This is a genomic window from Psychromicrobium silvestre, from assembly GCF_013408295.1.
GTDB classification, from domain to species: Bacteria; Actinomycetota; Actinomycetes; order Actinomycetales; family Micrococcaceae; genus Renibacterium; species Renibacterium silvestre.
In genome coordinates this window covers 59,411-78,537 of record NZ_JACBYQ010000002.1, presented here as the reverse complement: position 1 = coordinate 78,537, position 19,127 = coordinate 59,411, and the positions used below count along the sequence as shown (strand labels likewise).

Below are 19,127 nucleotides of genomic sequence, written 5' to 3'. Positions count from 1 at the left end.
TCTCGTGTGTGGTGGTGTGGGGTTAGCTGGGGAGAGCGAAAGCGATCAGCGCGCTGCCGTGGCCCGCGCCGAGCATTCCGGGAATGATGCCTTCGAGCCATCCGCCCCAACCCACGGGAACGACGACGTATTGCTTACCGTCAACGCTGTAGGTCGAGCAGCTACCGTGGTGTCCGCTACCACACTGGAATTCCCATAGCTTCTCGCCCGTGCGGGAATCTAGCGCGACGAACTCACCCGTGGGAGTGCCCGCGAAGACTAGATCGCCTGCGGTAGCGAGCACGGACGCTGCCATGGGGTAATCGATACGCCAACGCCACTTCTCTTCACCGTGGGTATCGAACGCGCTGACCGATCCAGCCATGTCATCGATGTCCACCTGAACAGCAGCCCCCCAATACGGCATGCTCTCTTTGAACTCCCGACGACGACGGGTCGCGGTAGCACCCACGTCGGCTACAGGCACGTAGAACATTTCGGTCTTGGGACTATACGCTGCGTGCGTCCATTCCTTCGCACCAGCCGGGCCGGGGTAGAAGTGAACGGGCTCGCCCTCTTTGTCCGGGTACTTCCGGGGAGTCACTTTCCCGTCTCGAGTGATGACGCCCCAATCGATCCGGTCCACGAAGGGAGTGACGTGTTGAAGTTCACCGTTAGTACGGTCCAACACGAAGAAGTAGCCGTTCTTATCGAAGTGACCCAGCAACTTCTTGCCGTCACGTTCGAACAGTGTCATCTCCATCGTGGAGTCGTAGTCCCACAAATCATGCGGAGTGAACTGATAGTGCCACTTGATCTCACCAGAATCGACATCTAGCGCGACAACACTGTCGGTATAGAGGTTGTCTCCCGGACGAACCTCACCATCGAAATCAGGGGCCGGGTTACCGGTGCCCGCGTAATACAAGTTGGTCTCCGGGTCATACGTCCCCGTGACCCAGTGGTTCGCACCACCACGAGCCCAAGCCTCACCATCAGCAGGCCAGGTCTCTGATCCCGGCTCGCCCGGCTTGGGCACGGTGTAAGTACGCCAGCGCTGCTCACCGGTCTCCAAGTCCCAAGCATCGATGTGGCCACGCACACCGAACTCGCCACCAGCACTACCGGTGATGAGGAAGTCCTTGATGACCGTCGGCGCGATCGAGGCGCTTTCCCCAGCACGCACATCACCGATGGTCTTCTGCCAGACCTTCTTACCGTTCGTCGCATCCAACGCCAGTAACTGGGCGTTCGGAGTGACGAAGTAGACCTTCCCGTTAGCCACCGCGCACCCACGATTAACGTTGCCGCAGCACAGCGAAACATCGAAAGGCACCGCGTGCTTATAACGCCACAGTTCCTGACCCGATACCGCGTCAAGAGCCCAGAACCAACCATCCCAACCCGTGACGTACATGACGCCATCAACGATCACAGGACAGGTCTCAAACGCGTACGTCGAAGCGCCCGCGATCTGGCCCGACTGCCCCGCCTGGAAAATCCAGGCCGGACTGATCTTGCTCACGTTCTCAGTATTAATCTGATCCAGCAGACTGTAACGCTGCCCGTCATAAGCACCGTAGTACGTCAACCAGTTCTGCGACTCCGAACGCGCGTTCAAAAGACGGTCGTAATTGATGTTGTCCGTCACCGCAGGCGCGGTACCAGTCACAGCACTCAACGCGCTATGGTCAATTGCCTCTCCGGCATCTACATATTCGATTGTCATCGGTTCAATCCCTTTCTTCTATGGGCGAGGCTGGTCGGGGCGATCCAAACGGGCTTCCGGGGGTACTTCGCCCTTCACCACGATCGCGGCCGTCAAACCACGGCCCTCATCGTTGCCTCCCGGCGAGCTGTACCAGTAGTAACCCGGACCATCCAGAGTCAACTTCGCCTGACCCCTCGAATGGTTCAGCAACCAGAGAAACTTCTGATCCCCATTACTCGGCAACAAACAAGAATGCGTGTTCTTGTCATCATTGATAACCGTCAACTCAAGATCACCACCATGTGGCAAAACCAAGATCGCCGGATCCCACGAAACCGAATCTTCCCTGATCCGGATCGTCGCCTCCATCGTGCCGTCAGCACGCTCGGTCGCCGCCTCAATGTTGCCGGTCGCCAAAACCCGCCCCATCGACGCCTTGTTCTGTCCATCCAAGCCAAACTCAGCCAACAGCTCAGATCGTTCGTCATTAATCACTTCAGTAGCCGTCACTAGACACCTCCTCAATCGTGAAATCAAATACGCGTCACACGCACTCGAACCCCTCGCGTAACAGGCATATTCATAGTCCACTCACTCATCCGAGCAAGTTCCGTAACCGTATGTTCACTTCAAACCAACAACCAGACACAACCGCCGAACCGACCTAGCCCACCGCTCACCCCCCACAACACACCGCTCACAACGAGACCCACATCACACCCCACCACCCAACAAACCCGCACTATGACCCCATTGGAGCAATTTGGAGCACTGTGTATGGAGCCCTGAACTAGACAAGAGACCGCGAAGACGCGGGGCAGGAGATCCTTGCATTCATGCAGCCAGGCAGCCGCTCGTTCGGAGAAACGTACCGGCCTCTGTGTTGGCAGCCGCGCCCGAGCCGGGGGCAGCAGACTTAGCCCCTCATCCTTGGCCGACTGGGTGAATTCCGTGGCAACCTGCGGATCAGCTGATCAATTCGTCAAAGACCGACACCGTGTTCACGCTGGAGAGAGATCTCGTGCAGTTGCAGATTCCTGGTTAGAGAATCGACTGCGCCGCCACCCATTCAATAACCGGGTCGCTTACGTGGATCTCCGTGCTGATCCTTATTCAACGCACATGTCTACCTTGCTAACTTGGGCTCACCTACCGGGAATACTGGCCCTCAACATTGACGGCCAGTGCGTTGCGCCGCCTCACACCGCGGCTTACACCGGACATCCCCCCCTGCCGACCGCCATCAAAACCAGCTATGAGTCGAGCCTGACCTCTATCGGCAGCAACGTCCGGCAGGCAAACGTTTCCTGAAATCTGGGTTTGTTGGGTGGTGGGGTGTGATGTGGGTCTCGTTGTGAGCGGTGTGTTGTGGGGGGTGAGCGGTGGGCTAGGTCGGTTCGGCGGTTGTGTCTGGTTGTTGGTTTGAAGTGAACATACGGTTACGGAACTTGCTCGGATGAGTGAGTGGACTATGAATATGCCTGTTACGCGAGGGGTTCGAGTGCGTGTGACGCGTATTTGATTTCACGATTGAGGAGGTGTCTAGTGACGGCTACTGAAGTGATTAATGACGAACGATCTGAGCTGTTGGCTGAGTTTGGCTTGGATGGACAGAACAAGGCGTCGATGGGGCGGGTTTTGGCGACCGGCAACATTGAGGCGGCGACCGAGCGTGCTGACGGCACGATGGAGGCGACGATCCGGATCAGGGAAGATTCGGTTTCGTGGGATCCGGCGATCTTGGTTTTGCCACATGGTGGTGATCTTGAGTTGACGGTTATCAATGATGACAAGAACACGCATTCTTGTTTGTTGCCGAGTAATGGGGATCAGAAGTTTCTCTGGTTGCTGAACCATTCGAGGGGTCAGGCGAAGTTGACTCTGGATGGTCCGGGTTACTACTGGTACAGCTCGCCGGGAGGCAACGATGAGGGCCGTGGTTTGACGGCCGCGATCGTGGTGAAGGGCGAAGTACCCCCGGAAGCCCGTTTGGATCGCCCCGACCAGCCTCGCCCATAGAAGAAAGGGATTGAACCGATGACAATCGAATATGTAGATGCCGGAGAGGCAATTGACCATAGCGCGTTGAGTGCTGTGACTGGTACCGCGCCTGCGGTGACGGACAACATCAATTACGACCGTCTTTTGAACGCGCGTTCGGAGTCGCAGAACTGGTTGACGTACTACGGTGCTTATGACGGGCAGCGTTACAGTCTGCTGGATCAGATTAATACTGAGAACGTGAGCAAGATCAGTCCGGCCTGGATTTTCCAGGCGGGGCAGTCGGGCCAGATCGCGGGCGCTTCGACGTACGCGTTTGAGACCTGTCCTGTGATCGTTGATGGCGTCATGTACGTCACGGGTTGGGATGGTTGGTTCTGGGCTCTTGACGCGGTATCGGGTCAGGAACTGTGGCGTTATAAGCACGCGGTGCCTTTCGATGTTTCGCTGTGCTGCGGCAACGTTAATCGTGGGTGCGCGGTGGCTAACGGGAAGGTCTACTTCGTCACTCCGAACGCCCAGTTACTGGCGTTGGATGCGACGAACGGTAAGAAGGTCTGGCAGAAGACCATCGGTGATGTGCGTGCTGGGGAAAGCGCCTCGATCGCGCCGACGGTCATCAAGGACTTCCTCATCACCGGTAGTGCTGGTGGCGAGTTCGGTGTGCGTGGCCACATCGATGCTTGGGACTTGGAGACCGGTGAGCAGCGCTGGCGTACTTACACCGTGCCCAAGCCGGGCGAGCCGGGATCAGAGACCTGGCCTGCTGATGGTGAGGCTTGGGCTCGTGGTGGTGCGAACCACTGGGTCACGGGGACGTATGACCCGGAGACCAACTTGTATTACGCGGGCACCGGTAACCCGGCCCCTGATTTCGATGGTGAGGTTCGTCCGGGAGACAACCTCTATACCGACAGTGTTGTCGCGCTAGATGTCGATTCTGGTGAGATCAAGTGGCACTATCAGTTCACTCCGCATGATTTGTGGGACTACGACTCCACGATGGAGATGACACTGTTCGAACGTGACGGCAAGAAGTTGCTGGGTCACTTCGATAAGAACGGCTACTTCTTCGTGTTGGACCGTACTAACGGTGAACTTCAACACGTCACTCCCTTCGTGGACCGGATCGATTGGGGCGTCATCACTCGAGACGGGAAAGTGACTCCCCGGAAGTACCCGGACAAAGAGGGCGAGCCCGTTCACTTCTACCCCGGCCCGGCTGGTGCGAAGGAATGGACGCACGCAGCGTATAGTCCCAAGACCGAAATGTTCTACGTGCCTGTAGCCGACGTGGGTGCTACCGCGACCCGTCGTCGTCGGGAGTTCAAAGAGAGCATGCCGTATTGGGGGGCTGCTGTTCAGGTGGACATCGATGACATGGCTGGATCGGTCAGCGCGTTCGATACCCACGGTGAAGAGAAGTGGCGTTGGCGTATCGATTACCCCATGGCAGCGTCCGTGCTCGCTACCGCAGGCGATCTAGTCTTCGCGGGCACTCCCACGGGTGAGTTCGTCGCGCTAGATTCCCGCACGGGCGAGAAGCTATGGGAATTCCAGTGTGGTAGCGGACACCACGGTAGCTGCTCGACCTACAGCGTTGACGGTAAGCAATACGTCGTCGTTCCCGTGGGTTGGGGCGGATGGCTCGAAGGCATCATTCCCGGAATGCTCGGCGCGGGCCACGGCAGCGCGCTGATCGCTTTCGCTCTCCCCAGCTAACCCCACACCACCACACACGAGAACTGAAAGGAACCAAGGAAACATGAACACCAAACACACACCGCAGCACTGGGAAGCTCCCACGCTCAAAGAAATCCGTGTCTCTGCCGAGGTCACCGCCTACGTGGCCATCCTCGAAAAGTAACACCAAAAGCAGTACCAACTGGTGGGGTGCCACAACCCAACAACGGCCAGGCACCCCACCAGCACCACCCCGAAAGGACGTCAACAGCAATGTGGATCCGCATCCTAGGATCAGCAGCCGGCGGAAGCTCACCACAGTGGAACTGCGCCTGCCCACAATGCCGAGCAGTCCGGAGCGGTTCGCGGCCCAGCGTCGCACGCTCTCAATCGTCCATCGCAGTGAGCGCTGATAGGGAACAGTGGTTCCTCCTCAACGCCTCACCAGACATCCAGTCGCAAATTGAATCCTTCCCAGCCTTGCACCCAGACGACGGTACGGTGATTCGGTTTCAGTCAGTGCTGCTTACCGACGCCGAGCTCGACCACACGATCGGCCTACTCTTGATGCGGGAGGGCCTAGGACTTGAGGTGCACGCGACGGAGTCGGTACACGAAACCCTCACCACCGGGACCGGGATACTACGGACGCTTGAAGCGTACTGCCCGGTCACCTGGCGCCCGGTCGTCCACGGTACCGAGGTGGCGCTAGGTGAGAAGTTGTTTTATAGCGCGTTTGACGTCCCCACGGAGAAACGGATGCGCTTCCCCGGTGCCGCATCGAGCGGTCGGGTAGTGGGCTACCGCATCACCGATAGCACCAGCCGTCGTAGCTTGGTCTATCTCCCTTGCGTGCAGCAGCTCTCTCCCGAGATCCTCGAGCAACTGGCGGACTGCTCCGTCTTGCTCATCGACGGCACCTGCTGGCGCGATGACGAGATGCCCAGCCTTGGTTTGGCTAACAAGACATCGCGGGAGATGGGACATGTACCTATCGATGGGCCAGGCGGCAGCCTTGAGTTGCTTTCGCCACTACCCATTGATCGCAAAATTTACATCCACATCAATAACACCAATCCGATCTTGCTCGACGACTCGCCGGAACGACAACACCTGGACCGGCAGGGCATGGAGGTCGGTGTGGACGGTTTGGAACTAGAGATCTAAGGAGCAAAGATGACGGCAGTACTCACCCCCGATGAACTCGAGGAAAAGCTCCGCACGCATGCCAAGCAGTACCACAGTGAGCATCCCTTTCATCAGCGGATGAACGAGGGGCAGTCCAGTCCGGAGGAGATCCGCGGGTGGGTCGCCAATCGCTTCTACTACCAGGAGAACATTCCCCGGAAGGACGGAGCGGTCCTTAGCAGTTGTCCGGACCGCGAGGTACGGCGTCGCTGGGTCCAACGCATTATTGACCACGACGGCACCACCGAGGGAACTGGCGGGATTGAATCGTGGCTGCGTCTAGGCGAAGCCGTTGGCCTGTCCCGCGAGGAGGTCGAGGACTCCCGTCACCTGCTCCCGGGAGTGCGGTTCGCCGTCGACGCTTATGTCACCTTCACCCGAACCAAGCCGTGGGTGGAAGCGGTGGCTTCCTCGCTGACCGAGTTGTTCGCACCTAACCTGATGGCCCAGCGGCTCGCGGCATTCGAGCGCTACTACACCTGGATCGACCCAGCGGGCCTCGCCTATTTCCGGTCTCGTCTCACCCAGGCACCTCGCGACTCGGAGCACGGTCTTGAGGTGGTACGGAAGCACTGCATCACCCCGGAAACCCAAGCAGCCGCAGTGGCAGCCTTGTCCTTCAAGTGTGACGTGCTGTGGAGCATGCTCGATTCGATTGACCAGGCCTATGGACCGCGTTGACGAGACGGCCCGGCCACGGTTGGCGCCGCACGTGCGTCTGGTCTTTAACGCCGCACGCGGGGAACACGCGCTGCTCTCACCCGAGACAATTTGGGCCATCAATGCCACTGGCGCCGCAATCGTGGAGTTGTGCGACGGCCAGCGGACAATCGCAGAGATCAGGGCCGAACTGCGCGGCCAATACGACCAAGTCGCCGATGGCGACGTCCAACGCTTCGTGGCGGCTCTCGTCACCAAGCATGGCATGGAGGTAGACCATGGATAAGCCTTACGCACTGCTAGCCGAGCTCACCTACTCATGCCCGCTGCATTGCGCTTACTGCTCAAATCCGCTGCAACTCGACGACTATCGCGACGAGCTCAGCACGGAAGAGTGGCAACGTGTATTTGCTGAGGCTGCGGACCTAGGGGTCCTCCAGTTGCACCTCTCGGGCGGCGAGCCGCTGCAGCGCCACGACATCGTCGACTTAGTGCAGTACGCCAATAAGCTGGGCCTCTACACCAATCTGATCACCAGCGGGCTCGGTCTTTCTGCCCGTCGGGCCGAGCAACTCCGCGAGGCCGGCCTCGATCATGTGCAGCTCAGTATCCAGGCCGATGATCCTGCCCTGTCCGATCAGATCGCAGGAACCAAATCCTTTGAGCGGAAACAGGCGGTCGCAAGTCTGGTCAAACAACTGGGCTGGCCACTCACGCTCAATGTGGTACTGCACCGGCAGAACATCGACCGGATTGGCGGCATCCTTGATATGGCCGAGGCGATGAAAGCCGACCGCATCGAACTGGCAAATACCCAGTACTACGGCTGGGCAGAGCCAAACCGTGCTGAGCTACTTCCGAGCAGGGAGCAGTTGGAGCGCGCGGAAGTGCTGGTGCGAGAAGCTCGAGAGCGACTTGATGGCCGGATGGAAATCATCTATGTGATCCCCGACTACTACAGCCAGTACCCCAAGCCCTGTATGGATGGCTGGGCCAGCAGGCATTTCACCGTGGTGCCTAACGGCGAGGCGCTGCCCTGCCCTGTCGCCCATGAGGTGGCTCGCTCACTTGAATTACCGCCAGCCACCGTGCGCGAACACTCGCTGGCCTGGATCTGGGAAGAGGCTCCGCTTTTTCAACAGTTCCGCGGCGAGGCATGGATGCCAGATCCCTGCCGGAGTTGTGAACGCCGGGAAATCGACTTCGGCGGCTGCCGCTGCCAGGCTCTTGCACTCACCGGGGACGCCTCTCGAACAGACCCGGTCTGCCACCTCTCCCCAGACCACGGGCTGGTCGAGGCAGCGGTTGCGGCAGCAAACGACCCAACGCGGCCGCAGGGCGGTTCGCTTATTCCCCGCCCACAGATGGGCCGCCCGAGAAGACAAAGAACGGCTGCGACGACGCAAAGAAGGACGGCGAGAACGTCTGTTTCACTGTCCCCCACCGTATTGAAAGGAAAAGAATGATCGCCCTAATCCTGCTCGGCTTCGGCCTGAGTCTTGACAACTTTCGGACCTCGATAGCGCTCGGCGGGCTTAAGCCGACCTTACGTCAGTCCATCAATACGTCCGCGATTTTCGCGCTTTGGGACGGTGTGGCGCCACTCGTCGGAATGCTTATCGGTGAGTACGTGAGCACCATGATCTCGGATACCGCGGAGATGATTGGGGCGGCAGGTCTTGCCGGGTACGGCCTGTGGGTCATCTTTAAGGCGATCCGTTCACCGGAGCACGCCGATCTTAATATGAAGACGGCTAGGCGCTGGTTGCCGGTGCCCTTGAGCATCGATAACGTGCTCGGTGGTGCGACCCTGGGCCTTGCCGGGTACTCGCCGTGGATTGCACCCATATTGTTCGCATTCACCACTTTCGTGATGTCGGTTGCTGGACACCAGATCGGCCGCACTATCGCCAACTTCATCCCTCGCCTCCGTACGGATCTTTTGACCGGGATTGCGTTTGTGCTGATGGCCGGCCTGGTGGTCGCGGGCGTGGGCGACTCCTGATGCCGAATACCCAGGTGGGTGACCAGAAGGACAGTAGGGAGCGACCTCCGTGCTATCACTGTGGGGAGTCCTACACCTCGGTGGATGCTGAGCGGCACACGGAGCCGGTTAACTGTGAGGTCTGTCCGCGCTGCAAGACGATGCCTGCTTGCTACACCTGTCGGAACATGTACTGTTCCTGCGAAGTGCATCAACACTGAAGGGCTCGGTGACTCTCGCCGGTCGGTGCCCGCAAAGTTAAAACGCTAACGAAGTTAAGTTAAAACGCAGAGGGCAGATGCTCGACTTCAAAGTCGTCGGGCACCTGCCCTCTGCGTTACCCGCCGTCCTGCGGGCATGCCTTTAGATGCTCAGAGCCCGGCGTACCGCGCGAATGTTCCGCCGAGATACCGGAACCATGGTGTGCTCGGGATTGTCCATGACCAGAACCAGTTCGCCTTTTTCTCGACGCTCGACCTCTCGGATACGGCTCAGGTTGACCAGATACTGACGATGTACTCGTAGGAAGCTACCGGTGTCCGACAGATCGTTTTCGAGTTTGTCTAGGCCGGATAAGGCAGCCCGCATTCTGCCATCATCGGTGAGCAGCCACACCTCGCTGCCGTCCGCTTCTGCCATCGTGACCTCTGAAGTCTTCAGCAGTACCATCCGGTTCTCCTCGCGGAGGGCAACTACTCGACGGGATGGTCCTAGCAAGACCCCGCCTGTTTCTGCCTGCGGGAACTGCTCACCGACGAAGGCTCCGAAAGAGATCAGGTGCCCAATCAGAGTGTTGTGAAGGAACACAGGTCGAATGCCGATCGACGATGGTTCATTAGAGAGAAGGGTGAAGATTTGCGTCGAGCCGGTCCAACTCGGGTCTGAGTGCGCTCGTTTGGTGGCATATCGAGCAGCGTGGATCAGCGGCGGAAGCTGCGGAGTCCAGCGCACCGCAGGATCAACTGCGGGGGTGTTTGCGGGTACGCCGAGAATGACGCTGGCCCTGTCATCGGCAATCACTACCGCACCTGCCGTATCGACGGCGACGAGCGGCTCCTTTGATCGCCCCCGGGCGTGTACATAGGCGGCGAGCAGTTCGCTGCCGCTGTCACGGGCCCGCCTGCGCAAGCTGTTCTGGGTATGGATAGCGGCGCTTTCCAGCCATTTCCGTGCGGAGGACGGTAGATCACTGCGCCAACACGAAATATTCAAGACGGCAAGCGGCTCCCTAGTGACCACGTCCCGCACTGCGACGCCCCCGCAAGACCATTCGTGGAAGGCTTGGCACCAGTGTTCCGACTGTCTGATCATCACCGCGCGCCGAGTTTCGAGTGCGGTGCCCATGCTATTCGTTCCCACCGCGCCCTCGGACCAGCAAAACCATGGTGCGAGGCCGCCTGCGGTGGCGATGGAGCGGGTGTTCTTATCGCCCCACGCTGTCAGGATCCTGCCGCCAGCGTCGGCGACGGTCACTACGCCTCCGGCGCTAGCCACCTCATGTGCCATCGCGGCAGCACAGAAACCCAGTTCCGTGAAGACGACATCTTGATCGAGGGAGTGCACAACCTGCGAGACCGCCGCATTAGGTACTTCGGACAGATACGGGTCGATGTGATACTGATCCCGTGACCGCTGCCAGGAGATCGCCACTTCGGGTCGTACCCCGTAGACGTCGTCGTCACCCTGTACAAAGCGTTCCCACGCGCCGTAGACCTCGGTCCTATTCAAGTCGCGGGATATCGACTGGAGTCGCTGGTCACCTGGCATTGGGCACCGCCTTTGGCTGCTCATCAAATCGCGTGGTCTGCCACGATAGCCAGAACACCGGCCGAGGCAGGCATCGCCGGCCCAGGTTGCTTCCCAGGCTGATATCTGACCCGGTTAGCGCGGTGGGTGTTCCTGCGGTGCATCCACCGAACGGTACTCGCTGGAGGACTTCATAAGCGTATTCTGAACCAATAACTCTGGCAAGAAAGTTACGTTGTTATGTTGGTATGTTTCTCCCGGGAATTCTGACCTTTTTGAGTTTTTTGGGGTGATTCTCAGGGGGAGAGAATGGGGGTGTATTCAATACGATGATTAGCGTTGGCGGTGGAGTGGTCCTTAAATGCTAAGCGGTGTTCAATAAGCGTTAAATTATCCTAATTAGTTGATGCAAAGTATTTGTCGATAATCTATGATGACTGGCTGATTTCTTTTTATACAGTTGGCGCGATAAGAGCCAACTGTATGCAGGTGTTTCCACATCGGGAGCTCTCCTCAATGCTGAGGTTTCGCCGGACGTAGAAGGACCGTACACAGTAGGGATGTTACGGCCACTAGGACACCTAGCGCCCCTAAGCCTGCAGCGATACTCGCGGCCGTGGCGATGGCTCCGACGAGTAGTGGCCCGCCGGCGTCACCGACCTCCCTGCCGATTTCTGCGGCGCCCATGGTTCGGCCCATCCGTTCTGCTGGGGTTGTGCTAGCGAGGTGGGCGAAGCCAAGTGGCGTTGTGATTCCGATGCCAGCGCCGATGATCGTTGCGCTGAGGTAGAGCGTTGCTGGCACCGGAAGAATGGCGAGCAGTATGACCCCGGCGGCGATCATAGCCAGCCCCAGGCTCATCCCGGCGGGGGAGCTGATCCGCTGCTGGTCCAACAGTCGACCAACCAGCGGCTGGGTCAGCGTGGAAGACACCGCGAGGATAGACACCACAGCCATGCTGGCAAACAAACCCACGTGTAGGCTGCTGCCCAGTAATGGCAGGAAGCCGACGGCGACGCCTAAAGCCCCGGTGGCCCCGGCCAGTGCCAGCGTGGGCACCAGAAAAGCGCGCCGGGTACTTTGGCGGACCACCTCAGCCACTGTGTATCTCGGGCGCGGAAGGACCGGCAGTGAGGGCATCGCAAGCCAGAGCCATATGGCCGCTACGGCTGAGACGATAGCCATCGACAGAAATAGGGCAGGAAAGCCGCCGACCCAGATGAGTCCTGCTCCTAGCAGCGGACCCAGCACATAGCCCAGCCCTTTCCAAGAACCGTATTTGCCGAAGTAGCTGCCTGCTGCAGCCGGTCCGGCTAACCGGGCAACCGCTGCCGAGGAGGCGGGGGAGAATGCCGAGGCGGCCGCACCTTGCCCTAGTCGGGCTAAGCCCAGCATCAGGGGGGTGGCGGATGTTGTGCCTAATAGCGAGGCGAGGGCAAAGCCAAGCAGGCCCACCACGATGACTGGCTTGGCGCCTATCCTGTCGCTGAGGGAGCCGAAGACGGGTTTTAGAATCACCTCGGCAACGTCATACAGGGCAAGTAGTACTCCGAAGGTGAGTAGCCCGAGCCCGATGCCTCCGCTTTCCGCGCCGAGTCCCGCGGCAATGCTGTGAGCTCCGAAAGACGTGGTGAATCCTGCGGCGTAGAGCGGGGCTAAGGTCCGGGCGGAAGGACTCGAAACCGCCTTAGGGATGCTGCCGCGGCGATGCGGGATATTCATTCGCCCAGGCCGGTGTGGCCCTGCGGCGAATCCCGCAAGGCTGTGCCGGACGGGCCGGAGCCACCATCTCCGGGCGCGTCATGGATGGCCTGATAGACCTGTTCCGCGTAGCCGTCCAGTGCGGCAGCACAGGCACGCAACCGGGTGTCGGCGGTCTTTGCCTCCGGTAGTTCCAGGACATCACGCTTTTTTAGATCCCGGTACCAACGCCGCAGCCGGTCCAGGCTTTGCTCCTCCTCTTCCAGCTCGGCAAAGGTAAATTTCCGCTTCTGGATCTCCCGGGCAATTTCTGCCTCAAATTTGCCGCAATCAGCCACGAATTCGGCCCACTCATCCACGCGCACCGAAGCGAATGCGTCCCGGATCACTGCGGCCGAGGGCGCGTCTCTTGGTGAAGCATCAATGACGGCGAAAACCCCGCCGCCCTTACGGCACAGCTCGCCAGCTCGCTCTAGATCCGCCTGGAAAGCAGGCGCGGCGGGCAGCACCCACACTCCGGGGGAGACCGGCACGGCTCCCGTTTTACGAAGTTGGCGCCACACGGCCACCCGGTGTCGGGATGGGTCGGAAGGTACTTGGGGCAGGATCAGAACCCAGGAAATATCATCTGTCACAATTAGAACTGTAACAGTGATTACATCTTGAAGGAATGTATGAGCCACCGCCCCTCCGCTTGATCAGCTACAAACAATGCTTTCGAGTGATTGTCACCGTACTGGAGCCGGGATAGAACGGAAGGTATGGCTACTTCACCGAACCCATCCCTGACCACCGAGCAGATCGCGACGCTGCAAGAGTCCTTTGCGGCGGACCCTATCCTTAAGCAGAGGCAAAATGCCATCGTCCGCGTCAGCGTCGATGAGCTCGCCATTGATCACCAGCTTGCGACAGCGCTCTCCAGTACCGTGTCAAACCGCATCGATGACTGGAAGGTCGCCAACCAAAAGAAGTCCGGCCGTTGCTGGCTTTTCGCCGCATTGAACTTGCTGCGGGTAGGCGCTAAGCAGATCCTGGGGGTGAAGGAATTCGAGTTCTCCCAGAACTACGCCATGTACTTCGACAAGCTGGAACGTGCCAACTATTTCTTAGAGTCCATTGTGGAGACCGCAGAACGCGGCGAGGATGACCGTCTGGTGCAATTCCTCTTGCAGACCGTCCTAGGCGACGGCGGCCAGTGGAATATGGCGGTGAACATCTTCCGCAAATACGGTGCCGTGCCGAAGTCGGCCATGCCGGAAACCGAGTCCTCCTCCAATACAAACCGGATGAACGCCGTCCTGCGTTCCCTCTTACGTCGCGGAGCGCAGGATTTGCGCCGACTCCGTCACGACGGTGACTCCGCTGGGCAGCAACAAGAGAAAGCCCGGATTATTGCCGAGGTGCACCGAATCCTCACACTGCACCTCGGCACTCCGCCATCCTCCATTGACTGGGAATACATCGACGATGCGAAGTTCTTTCACCGTGAGGGTTCGCTGACGCCTCAAGAATTTCTGGCGAAGTACAGCACCATCAACCTCGATGACTATGTCTGCCTAGTCGACGACCCCAGGACGGAGCATCCGAAAGGAAGCACACTGACGGTCGAGCATCTGGGCAATGTGGTTGACGCGGAACCGGTGCTCTACCTTAACGTCGAGATTGGCTTAGCCAAGCAACTGGCCAGGGATGCCATTCTGGATGGTGAGCCGGTCTGGTTCGGCTGCGATGTGGGCCCTCAGATGGTCCGCAAGGACGGTATTTGGGATGCTCACCTGTACGACTACGCAGGCCTCTATGGTGCCGAACTTGCCATGGATAAGGAAGCACGTGTTCGTTTTGGCGAATCGGCCATGACCCACGCCATGCTGCTGACCGGGGTTGATGTGTTCGACGGCGAAACTCGCCGCTGGCGGGTAGAGAACAGTTGGGGTGAAGAAGCCGGTGATCAGGGTTTCTTCACCATGGCGGACAACTGGTTCGACGAGTATGTCTTCGAGGTTGTGGTTAACAAGTCACGGTTGTCCCCTGAGCTGCGGCAAGCGCTGGATGCGGAACCTACGGTGCTGCCGGCTTGGGATCCGATGGGGGCGCTGGCGTAGCGGTTCGGGTACCCGGGTGCGCGGGAAGGTCCATCGAAGAACCTGCTCAAACGGATGGCTAAGACTATCCAGATTTGGCGTTTCCCCTACCCCTAAATGACAGGAGGATGGATGCTAAGCCCAGCTCTTTTCTTGGAAAGGTAGTCCGATGAGACAAACCTCAGATTCTTGTCTTGATATCTGGATGGATCGAGAGGCCCTGGCCGAGGCTATGATCCCTGTTGTTGGTCGGCTGTACCGCGAAAACAACGTCGTGACCAGCATTCACGGCCGGGATCTGACGAACAAATCCACGATGGACATTCTCAAGGCGCACCGTTTTGCGCGCCGAATCAATAAGGAGGAGCTGCTCCCGGAGGAGACTTCCCCTTTGCTGAAAGTCCTGGCACAGCTGCGGCTCGGCCCCGCGACGATCGACATCGCGCGCTTGAATCAGAAGTTCAAGGAAGAGGGCGACGGCGCCAGCTTAGAGGAATTCCTTCGTGGTGAGCTCGCCGCGATCGTGGGCCAGTATGGCGGCCACAACCGTACCGGTATTGATGTCATACTCTACGGTTTCGGTCGGATCGGACGGCTGCTGGCCCGGCTCCTTATTGAAAGAGCCGGCGGCGGATATGGGCTGCGTTTGCGGGCGATTGTGGTCCGCCGAGGATCCGAGAATGATCTTTCCAAGCGTGCCAGCCTGCTGCGCCGTGACTCGGTTCACGGTCCCTTTGAGGGCACCATCCGGGTCAATCAGGACACCAACACCATCACGGCCAACGGGGTTCAGGTGCAGGTCATCTATTCGGACAATCCTGCCAGCATCGACTACACCGCTTATGGCATCACTAATGCTCTTGTGGTGGACAATACGGGTCGTTGGCGGGACGCTGAAGGACTGTCTCAACACCTGCGGAGCAAGGGCGTTGCGCGGGTGCTGCTGACGGCTCCGGGCAAGGGCTCGCTGAAGAACATTGTCCACGGCATCAACCACGGCAGCATCGAGGATACAGACCGGATTGTGTCTGCGGCGTCCTGCACCACGAATGCCATCACCCCGGTGCTGAAGGCTATAAATGACAGGTTTGGCGTGGTCCACGGTCACGTGGAAACTGTTCATTCGTTCACCAATGACCAGAATTTGATCGATAACTTCCATAACGGCGATCGGCGCGGACGCTCGGCCGCGCTGAACATGGTGATTACCGAAACAGGTGCCGCCAAAGCGGTGGCTAAGGCGCTGCCCGAACTGTTGGGTAAGCTCACCGGCAGTGCCATCCGAGTCCCCACCCCGGACGTTTCCCTGGCTATCTTGAACCTCAGTCTTGAAAACGGGACTACCAAGGAGGAGGTGAACAGCTACCTTCGGGAGATGTCGCTGCATTCGGATTTACGTGATCAGATCGACTACATTGACTCGCCCGAGGTGGTTTCCACCGACTTCGTCGGTTCCAGGCGTACCGGGATCGTGGACGGTCTCGCCACTGTTTCCACGGACAGGAGCCTCATCCTCTACGTCTGGTACGACAACGAGTTCGGTTACAGCTGCCAGGTGGTGCGCATCGCGGAAGAGATGTCCGGTATAAATCGGCCGGCTTTCCCGGCTGAAGATCTTGTTCGGGAAAATCTGCCGGTGCTTGCCACGCAGGGATCGATCTAATTCCGGCCTCAGCGGAATAATATCATTCTTGAATCTTTGTCTCATTGATAATGCGAGGTTAAGGTTCAAGCTCTTTATCGTAGAGTTCGTCGCCTGGTAAGAATGCCGTTACCGGGTGGCCAAATTATTTTATAGCTGACTCAGATCAATAATAATCCCAGAGAATGCGCCTAGCGCATTCAGCTGCCGCAGAAAATCATTGAGTTAGCTGAAAATATTGGCTCGCGAAAAGAAGGCAAATTTCCTCCTTCGTACAGCTATCGATAAAGTCTGTCCCTCATTATCCGATGCTTTTGCCGGCGGAGCCGAGTTCTTGGGCGGCGAGGACGAGGCGGGCCGCGAGGCCTTTCTCGGCCGAAGCGCCCCAGACTCGGGGATCGTAAGTTTTCTTATTACCAACTTCACCATCGATCTTGAGGACCCCGTCATAGTTCCGGAGCATATGATCGACGACCGGACGGGTATAGGCGTACTGGGTGTCAGTATCAATGTTCATCTTGATCACACCATAAGAGACCGCGTCCGCGATCTCCTGCGGACTCGACCCCGAACCACCATGGAACACCAGGTCGAAGGGGTTCGCCTTCCCCAACTTCGCCCCGACTTGTTCCTGAATGTCCTTGAGGATCTCCGGACGCAACTTCACGTTCCCCGGCTTGTACACCCCGTGCACATTACCGAACGTCAACGCCGTAATGTACCGGCCGTTCTCCCCAGACCCCAACGCCTCAACCGTCGCTAAACCATCAGCAACCGTGGAATACAGTTTGTCGTTAATCTCGTTATCCACCCCGTCTTCCTCACCACCAACAGCACCGATCTCAACCTCGAGAATCATCCGGGCAGCAGCCGTCCGCGCTAACAGTTCTTGCCCGATCCGTAAGTTCTCCTCCAACGTCTCGGCCGAACCATCCCACATATGCGAGTTAAACAACGGATCCCGCCCAGCCTTCACCTCCGCCTCCGAAGCAGCCAGCAAAGGCAACACGAAACCCTCCAACTTATCCTTCGGGCAATGATCGGTATGCAAAGCAACCTTGATCGGATACTTCTTCGCTACCTCACGAGCAAAAGCCGCGAACCCCAACGACCCCACCACCATGTCCTTCACCGAAGCACCCGACCAATACGCCGCACCACCAGTAGAAACCTGAACAATGCCATCCGACCCAGCATCCGCAAAACCCTGCAAAGCAGCATTCAACGTCTGCGACGACGTCACATTCACCGCAGGATAAGCAAAACCGCCCGCCTTCGCACGATCAATCATCTCTGCATATTCATCCGGTGTCGCGATAGCCATACAAACTCCTTGCTTAGTTTCGTGTACAGGTGCTTCGGCGTTGAGCTCCAGCAGGTGTTGAGGTTTCGGGCTATGCCGGGACTTCGCCCGTAGCCTCGTAGATGGCAATCTTGTCGATGCGGCGCACGTGGCGCTCGGCGTTGCTGAAGGGCTCGGTCAGGAATTCCTCAATAAGTTCGGTAGCCTCTTCAACGCTGTGTTGACGTCCGCCCACGGCCACCACATTGGCGTCGTTGTGTTCCCGGGCGAGCCTGGCCGTTTCGAGATTCCACACCAAGGCCGCGCGAACGCCCCTGACCTTGTTCGCGGAGATTTGTTCGCCGTTGCCGGAACCACCCAACACAATCCCTAAGGCATTCACCCCGGCGGCCCGGTCTGCCACCACCGCCAGAGCCGCACTGATGCAGAAAGACGGATAATCATCCTCGGCGTCATAAGCCTGTGGTCCGTGGTCGATCATTTCATAACCCTTAGCGGACAAAACCGTGATCAGGTGAGCGCTGAGCTCCATGCCGGCATGATCGGTTGCAATGTGAATGCGCATGATTGGCCCTTCAAATCTAGTGGTGTGGATGTGTATCGTTGGCAGCCGAAAGTGCCTAAGCGCTCGGTTCGCTAGCTAGCCGAAAGCGAGCTGTCCCTTGGCCCGGAGCGCATCGATGGCTTCGGCCGGGGACGGCTTGCCGTAGACGGCCGAGCCCGCCACGAAAATGTTGGCGCCGGCCTCGGCCGCACGCGTAATGGTTTCCTCCGTGATGCCGCCGTCAACCTGAATGGCAAGATTGGCGCCGCTTCCCTCGACGGCGGCTCGGGCTCGGCGGATCTTGGGCAACATCACGTCAATGAACGCCTGCCCGCCGAAACCCGGCTCCACCGTCATGATCAGTAGCATGTCTAATTCCGTGAGCATATCTAGGTACGGCTCGACGGGCGTCGCCGGACGTAGGGCCATCCCGGCCTTCGCGCCCCTGGCACGCAGTTCCCGGGCAAGCTTGATGGGTGCGTTGGATGCTTCGACATGGAACGTTACGGAATCCAAGCCAGCGTCGGCGTACTGTGGTGCCCACCGATCGACCTCGGCAATCATCAGATGCGCATCCAAAGGCACCGGACTGACCGCTTGGATCCGTTCCACAACAGGCAAGCCGATGGTCAGATTAGGTACGAAGTGGTTGTCCATAACGTCCACATGCACGGCATCGGCATTGCTGATGCGGGCTAGCTCCGCCTCGAGGTTAACGAAGTCGGCGGAAAGGATGCTGGGGCTAATGCAACACTGCAGAGGTAGAGAGGGCATTGGATCGGCCTTTCAGTAGCGGCTTGCTGATCTTGGTATCCGGATGGGTGGGACTCAAGGTCTCCACCCATCCGAGACGGTGCGGATTTCAATCCGGCCTCGGGATAACCCGAGATTGATCCGCTGAACC

At 58.7% G+C, this 19,127-nt stretch carries 18 protein-coding genes; 10 read left to right on the top strand and 8 right to left on the bottom strand.

The features are described 5' to 3' along the window. Window positions 1-22: 22 nt before the first annotated feature. Window positions 23-1,708, bottom strand: a complete 1,686-nt coding sequence (locus FHU41_RS08395) for a PQQ-dependent dehydrogenase, methanol/ethanol family (RefSeq protein WP_179389245.1) — start codon at window positions 1,706-1,708, stop codon at window positions 23-25. Window positions 1,709-1,726: 18 nt separating this feature from the next. Continuing rightward, window positions 1,727-2,200: an MSMEG_3727 family PQQ-associated protein gene (locus FHU41_RS08390; protein WP_179389246.1), complete on the bottom strand. Its 474-nt coding sequence runs from the start codon at window positions 2,198-2,200 to the stop codon at window positions 1,727-1,729. 1,035 nt (window positions 2,201-3,235) lie between these two features. Here FHU41_RS08390 and FHU41_RS08385 point away from each other — a divergent pair. From FHU41_RS08385 to FHU41_RS08350, 8 genes are all read left to right on the top strand, one after another. Continuing rightward, on the top strand, window positions 3,236-3,709 hold the full coding sequence (locus FHU41_RS08385; protein WP_179389246.1) for an MSMEG_3727 family PQQ-associated protein: 474 nt from the start codon (window positions 3,236-3,238) through the stop codon (window positions 3,707-3,709). 18 nt (window positions 3,710-3,727) lie between these two features. Beyond that, complete coding sequence (locus FHU41_RS08380; protein WP_179389245.1) at window positions 3,728-5,413, top strand: PQQ-dependent dehydrogenase, methanol/ethanol family; 1,686 nt, start codon at window positions 3,728-3,730, stop codon at window positions 5,411-5,413. Window positions 5,414-5,456: 43 nt separating this feature from the next. Beyond that, window positions 5,457-5,558, top strand: a complete 102-nt coding sequence (pqqA, locus tag FHU41_RS08375; protein ID WP_179389244.1) for a pyrroloquinoline quinone precursor peptide PqqA — start codon at window positions 5,457-5,459, stop codon at window positions 5,556-5,558. 89 nt (window positions 5,559-5,647) lie between these two features. Continuing rightward, complete coding sequence (gene pqqB / locus FHU41_RS08370; RefSeq protein WP_179389243.1) at window positions 5,648-6,541, top strand: pyrroloquinoline quinone biosynthesis protein PqqB; 894 nt, start codon at window positions 5,648-5,650, stop codon at window positions 6,539-6,541. A gap of 9 nt (window positions 6,542-6,550) precedes the next feature. Beyond that, entirely contained in the window at window positions 6,551-7,243 is a 693-nt protein-coding gene (gene pqqC / locus FHU41_RS08365; protein WP_179389242.1) for a pyrroloquinoline-quinone synthase PqqC, read from the top strand. Then, window positions 7,230-7,508, top strand: a complete 279-nt coding sequence (pqqD, locus tag FHU41_RS08360) for a pyrroloquinoline quinone biosynthesis peptide chaperone PqqD (protein ID WP_179389241.1) — start codon at window positions 7,230-7,232, stop codon at window positions 7,506-7,508. The genes pqqC and pqqD overlap by 14 nt, the downstream gene beginning before the upstream one ends. Further along, window positions 7,501-8,688, top strand: a complete 1,188-nt coding sequence (pqqE, locus tag FHU41_RS08355; RefSeq protein WP_179389240.1) for a pyrroloquinoline quinone biosynthesis protein PqqE — start codon at window positions 7,501-7,503, stop codon at window positions 8,686-8,688. The genes pqqD and pqqE overlap by 8 nt, the downstream gene beginning before the upstream one ends. Then, complete coding sequence (locus FHU41_RS08350) at window positions 8,685-9,227, top strand: manganese efflux pump MntP (RefSeq protein ID WP_179389239.1); 543 nt, start codon at window positions 8,685-8,687, stop codon at window positions 9,225-9,227. Before pqqE ends, FHU41_RS08350 begins: the two co-directional genes overlap by 4 nt. A gap of 342 nt (window positions 9,228-9,569) precedes the next feature. Here the strand turns inward: FHU41_RS08350 and FHU41_RS08345 are convergent, their stop codons facing one another. From FHU41_RS08345 to FHU41_RS08335, 3 genes are all read right to left on the bottom strand, one after another. Beyond that, complete coding sequence (locus tag FHU41_RS08345) at window positions 9,570-10,973, bottom strand: DNA-binding protein (protein WP_179389238.1); 1,404 nt, start codon at window positions 10,971-10,973, stop codon at window positions 9,570-9,572. A 492-nt stretch (window positions 10,974-11,465) separates the two neighbouring features. After that, window positions 11,466-12,674 (bottom strand): MFS transporter, encoded by a 1,209-nt coding sequence (locus FHU41_RS08340; protein ID WP_179389237.1) that lies wholly within the window; start codon window positions 12,672-12,674, stop codon window positions 11,466-11,468. Continuing rightward, entirely contained in the window at window positions 12,671-13,288 is a 618-nt protein-coding gene (locus tag FHU41_RS08335) for a Chromate resistance protein ChrB (protein WP_343046292.1), read from the bottom strand. Before FHU41_RS08335 ends, FHU41_RS08340 begins: the two co-directional genes overlap by 4 nt. 126 nt (window positions 13,289-13,414) lie before the next feature. On the opposite strand from FHU41_RS08335, the gene FHU41_RS08330 reads away from it, so the two are divergent. Together FHU41_RS08330 and FHU41_RS08325 are read left to right on the top strand one after the other, a co-directional pair. Further along, window positions 13,415-14,755, top strand: a complete 1,341-nt coding sequence (locus FHU41_RS08330) for a C1 family peptidase (RefSeq protein ID WP_179389236.1) — start codon at window positions 13,415-13,417, stop codon at window positions 14,753-14,755. Window positions 14,756-14,903: 148 nt separating this feature from the next. Further along, complete coding sequence (locus FHU41_RS08325) at window positions 14,904-16,397, top strand: glyceraldehyde-3-phosphate dehydrogenase (RefSeq protein WP_179389235.1); 1,494 nt, start codon at window positions 14,904-14,906, stop codon at window positions 16,395-16,397. Between the two features lie 280 nt (window positions 16,398-16,677). On the opposite strand, the gene fbaA is transcribed toward FHU41_RS08325, so the two are convergent. The 3 genes from fbaA to rpe all read right to left on the bottom strand — a co-directional run bounded on the left by fbaA (window position 16,678) and on the right by rpe (window position 18,997). Beyond that, window positions 16,678-17,700 (bottom strand): class II fructose-bisphosphate aldolase, encoded by a 1,023-nt coding sequence (gene fbaA / locus FHU41_RS08320; RefSeq protein ID WP_179389234.1) that lies wholly within the window; start codon window positions 17,698-17,700, stop codon window positions 16,678-16,680. A 70-nt stretch (window positions 17,701-17,770) separates the two neighbouring features. Continuing rightward, on the bottom strand, window positions 17,771-18,244 hold the full coding sequence (locus tag FHU41_RS08315; protein WP_179389233.1) for a ribose-5-phosphate isomerase: 474 nt from the start codon (window positions 18,242-18,244) through the stop codon (window positions 17,771-17,773). A 75-nt stretch (window positions 18,245-18,319) separates the two neighbouring features. After that, the gene (gene rpe, locus FHU41_RS08310; protein WP_179389232.1) at window positions 18,320-18,997 is read right to left on the bottom strand and encodes a ribulose-phosphate 3-epimerase; all 678 of its coding nucleotides are present in this window, start codon (window positions 18,995-18,997) and stop codon (window positions 18,320-18,322) included. Between the last annotated feature and the right edge of the window lie 130 nt (window positions 18,998-19,127).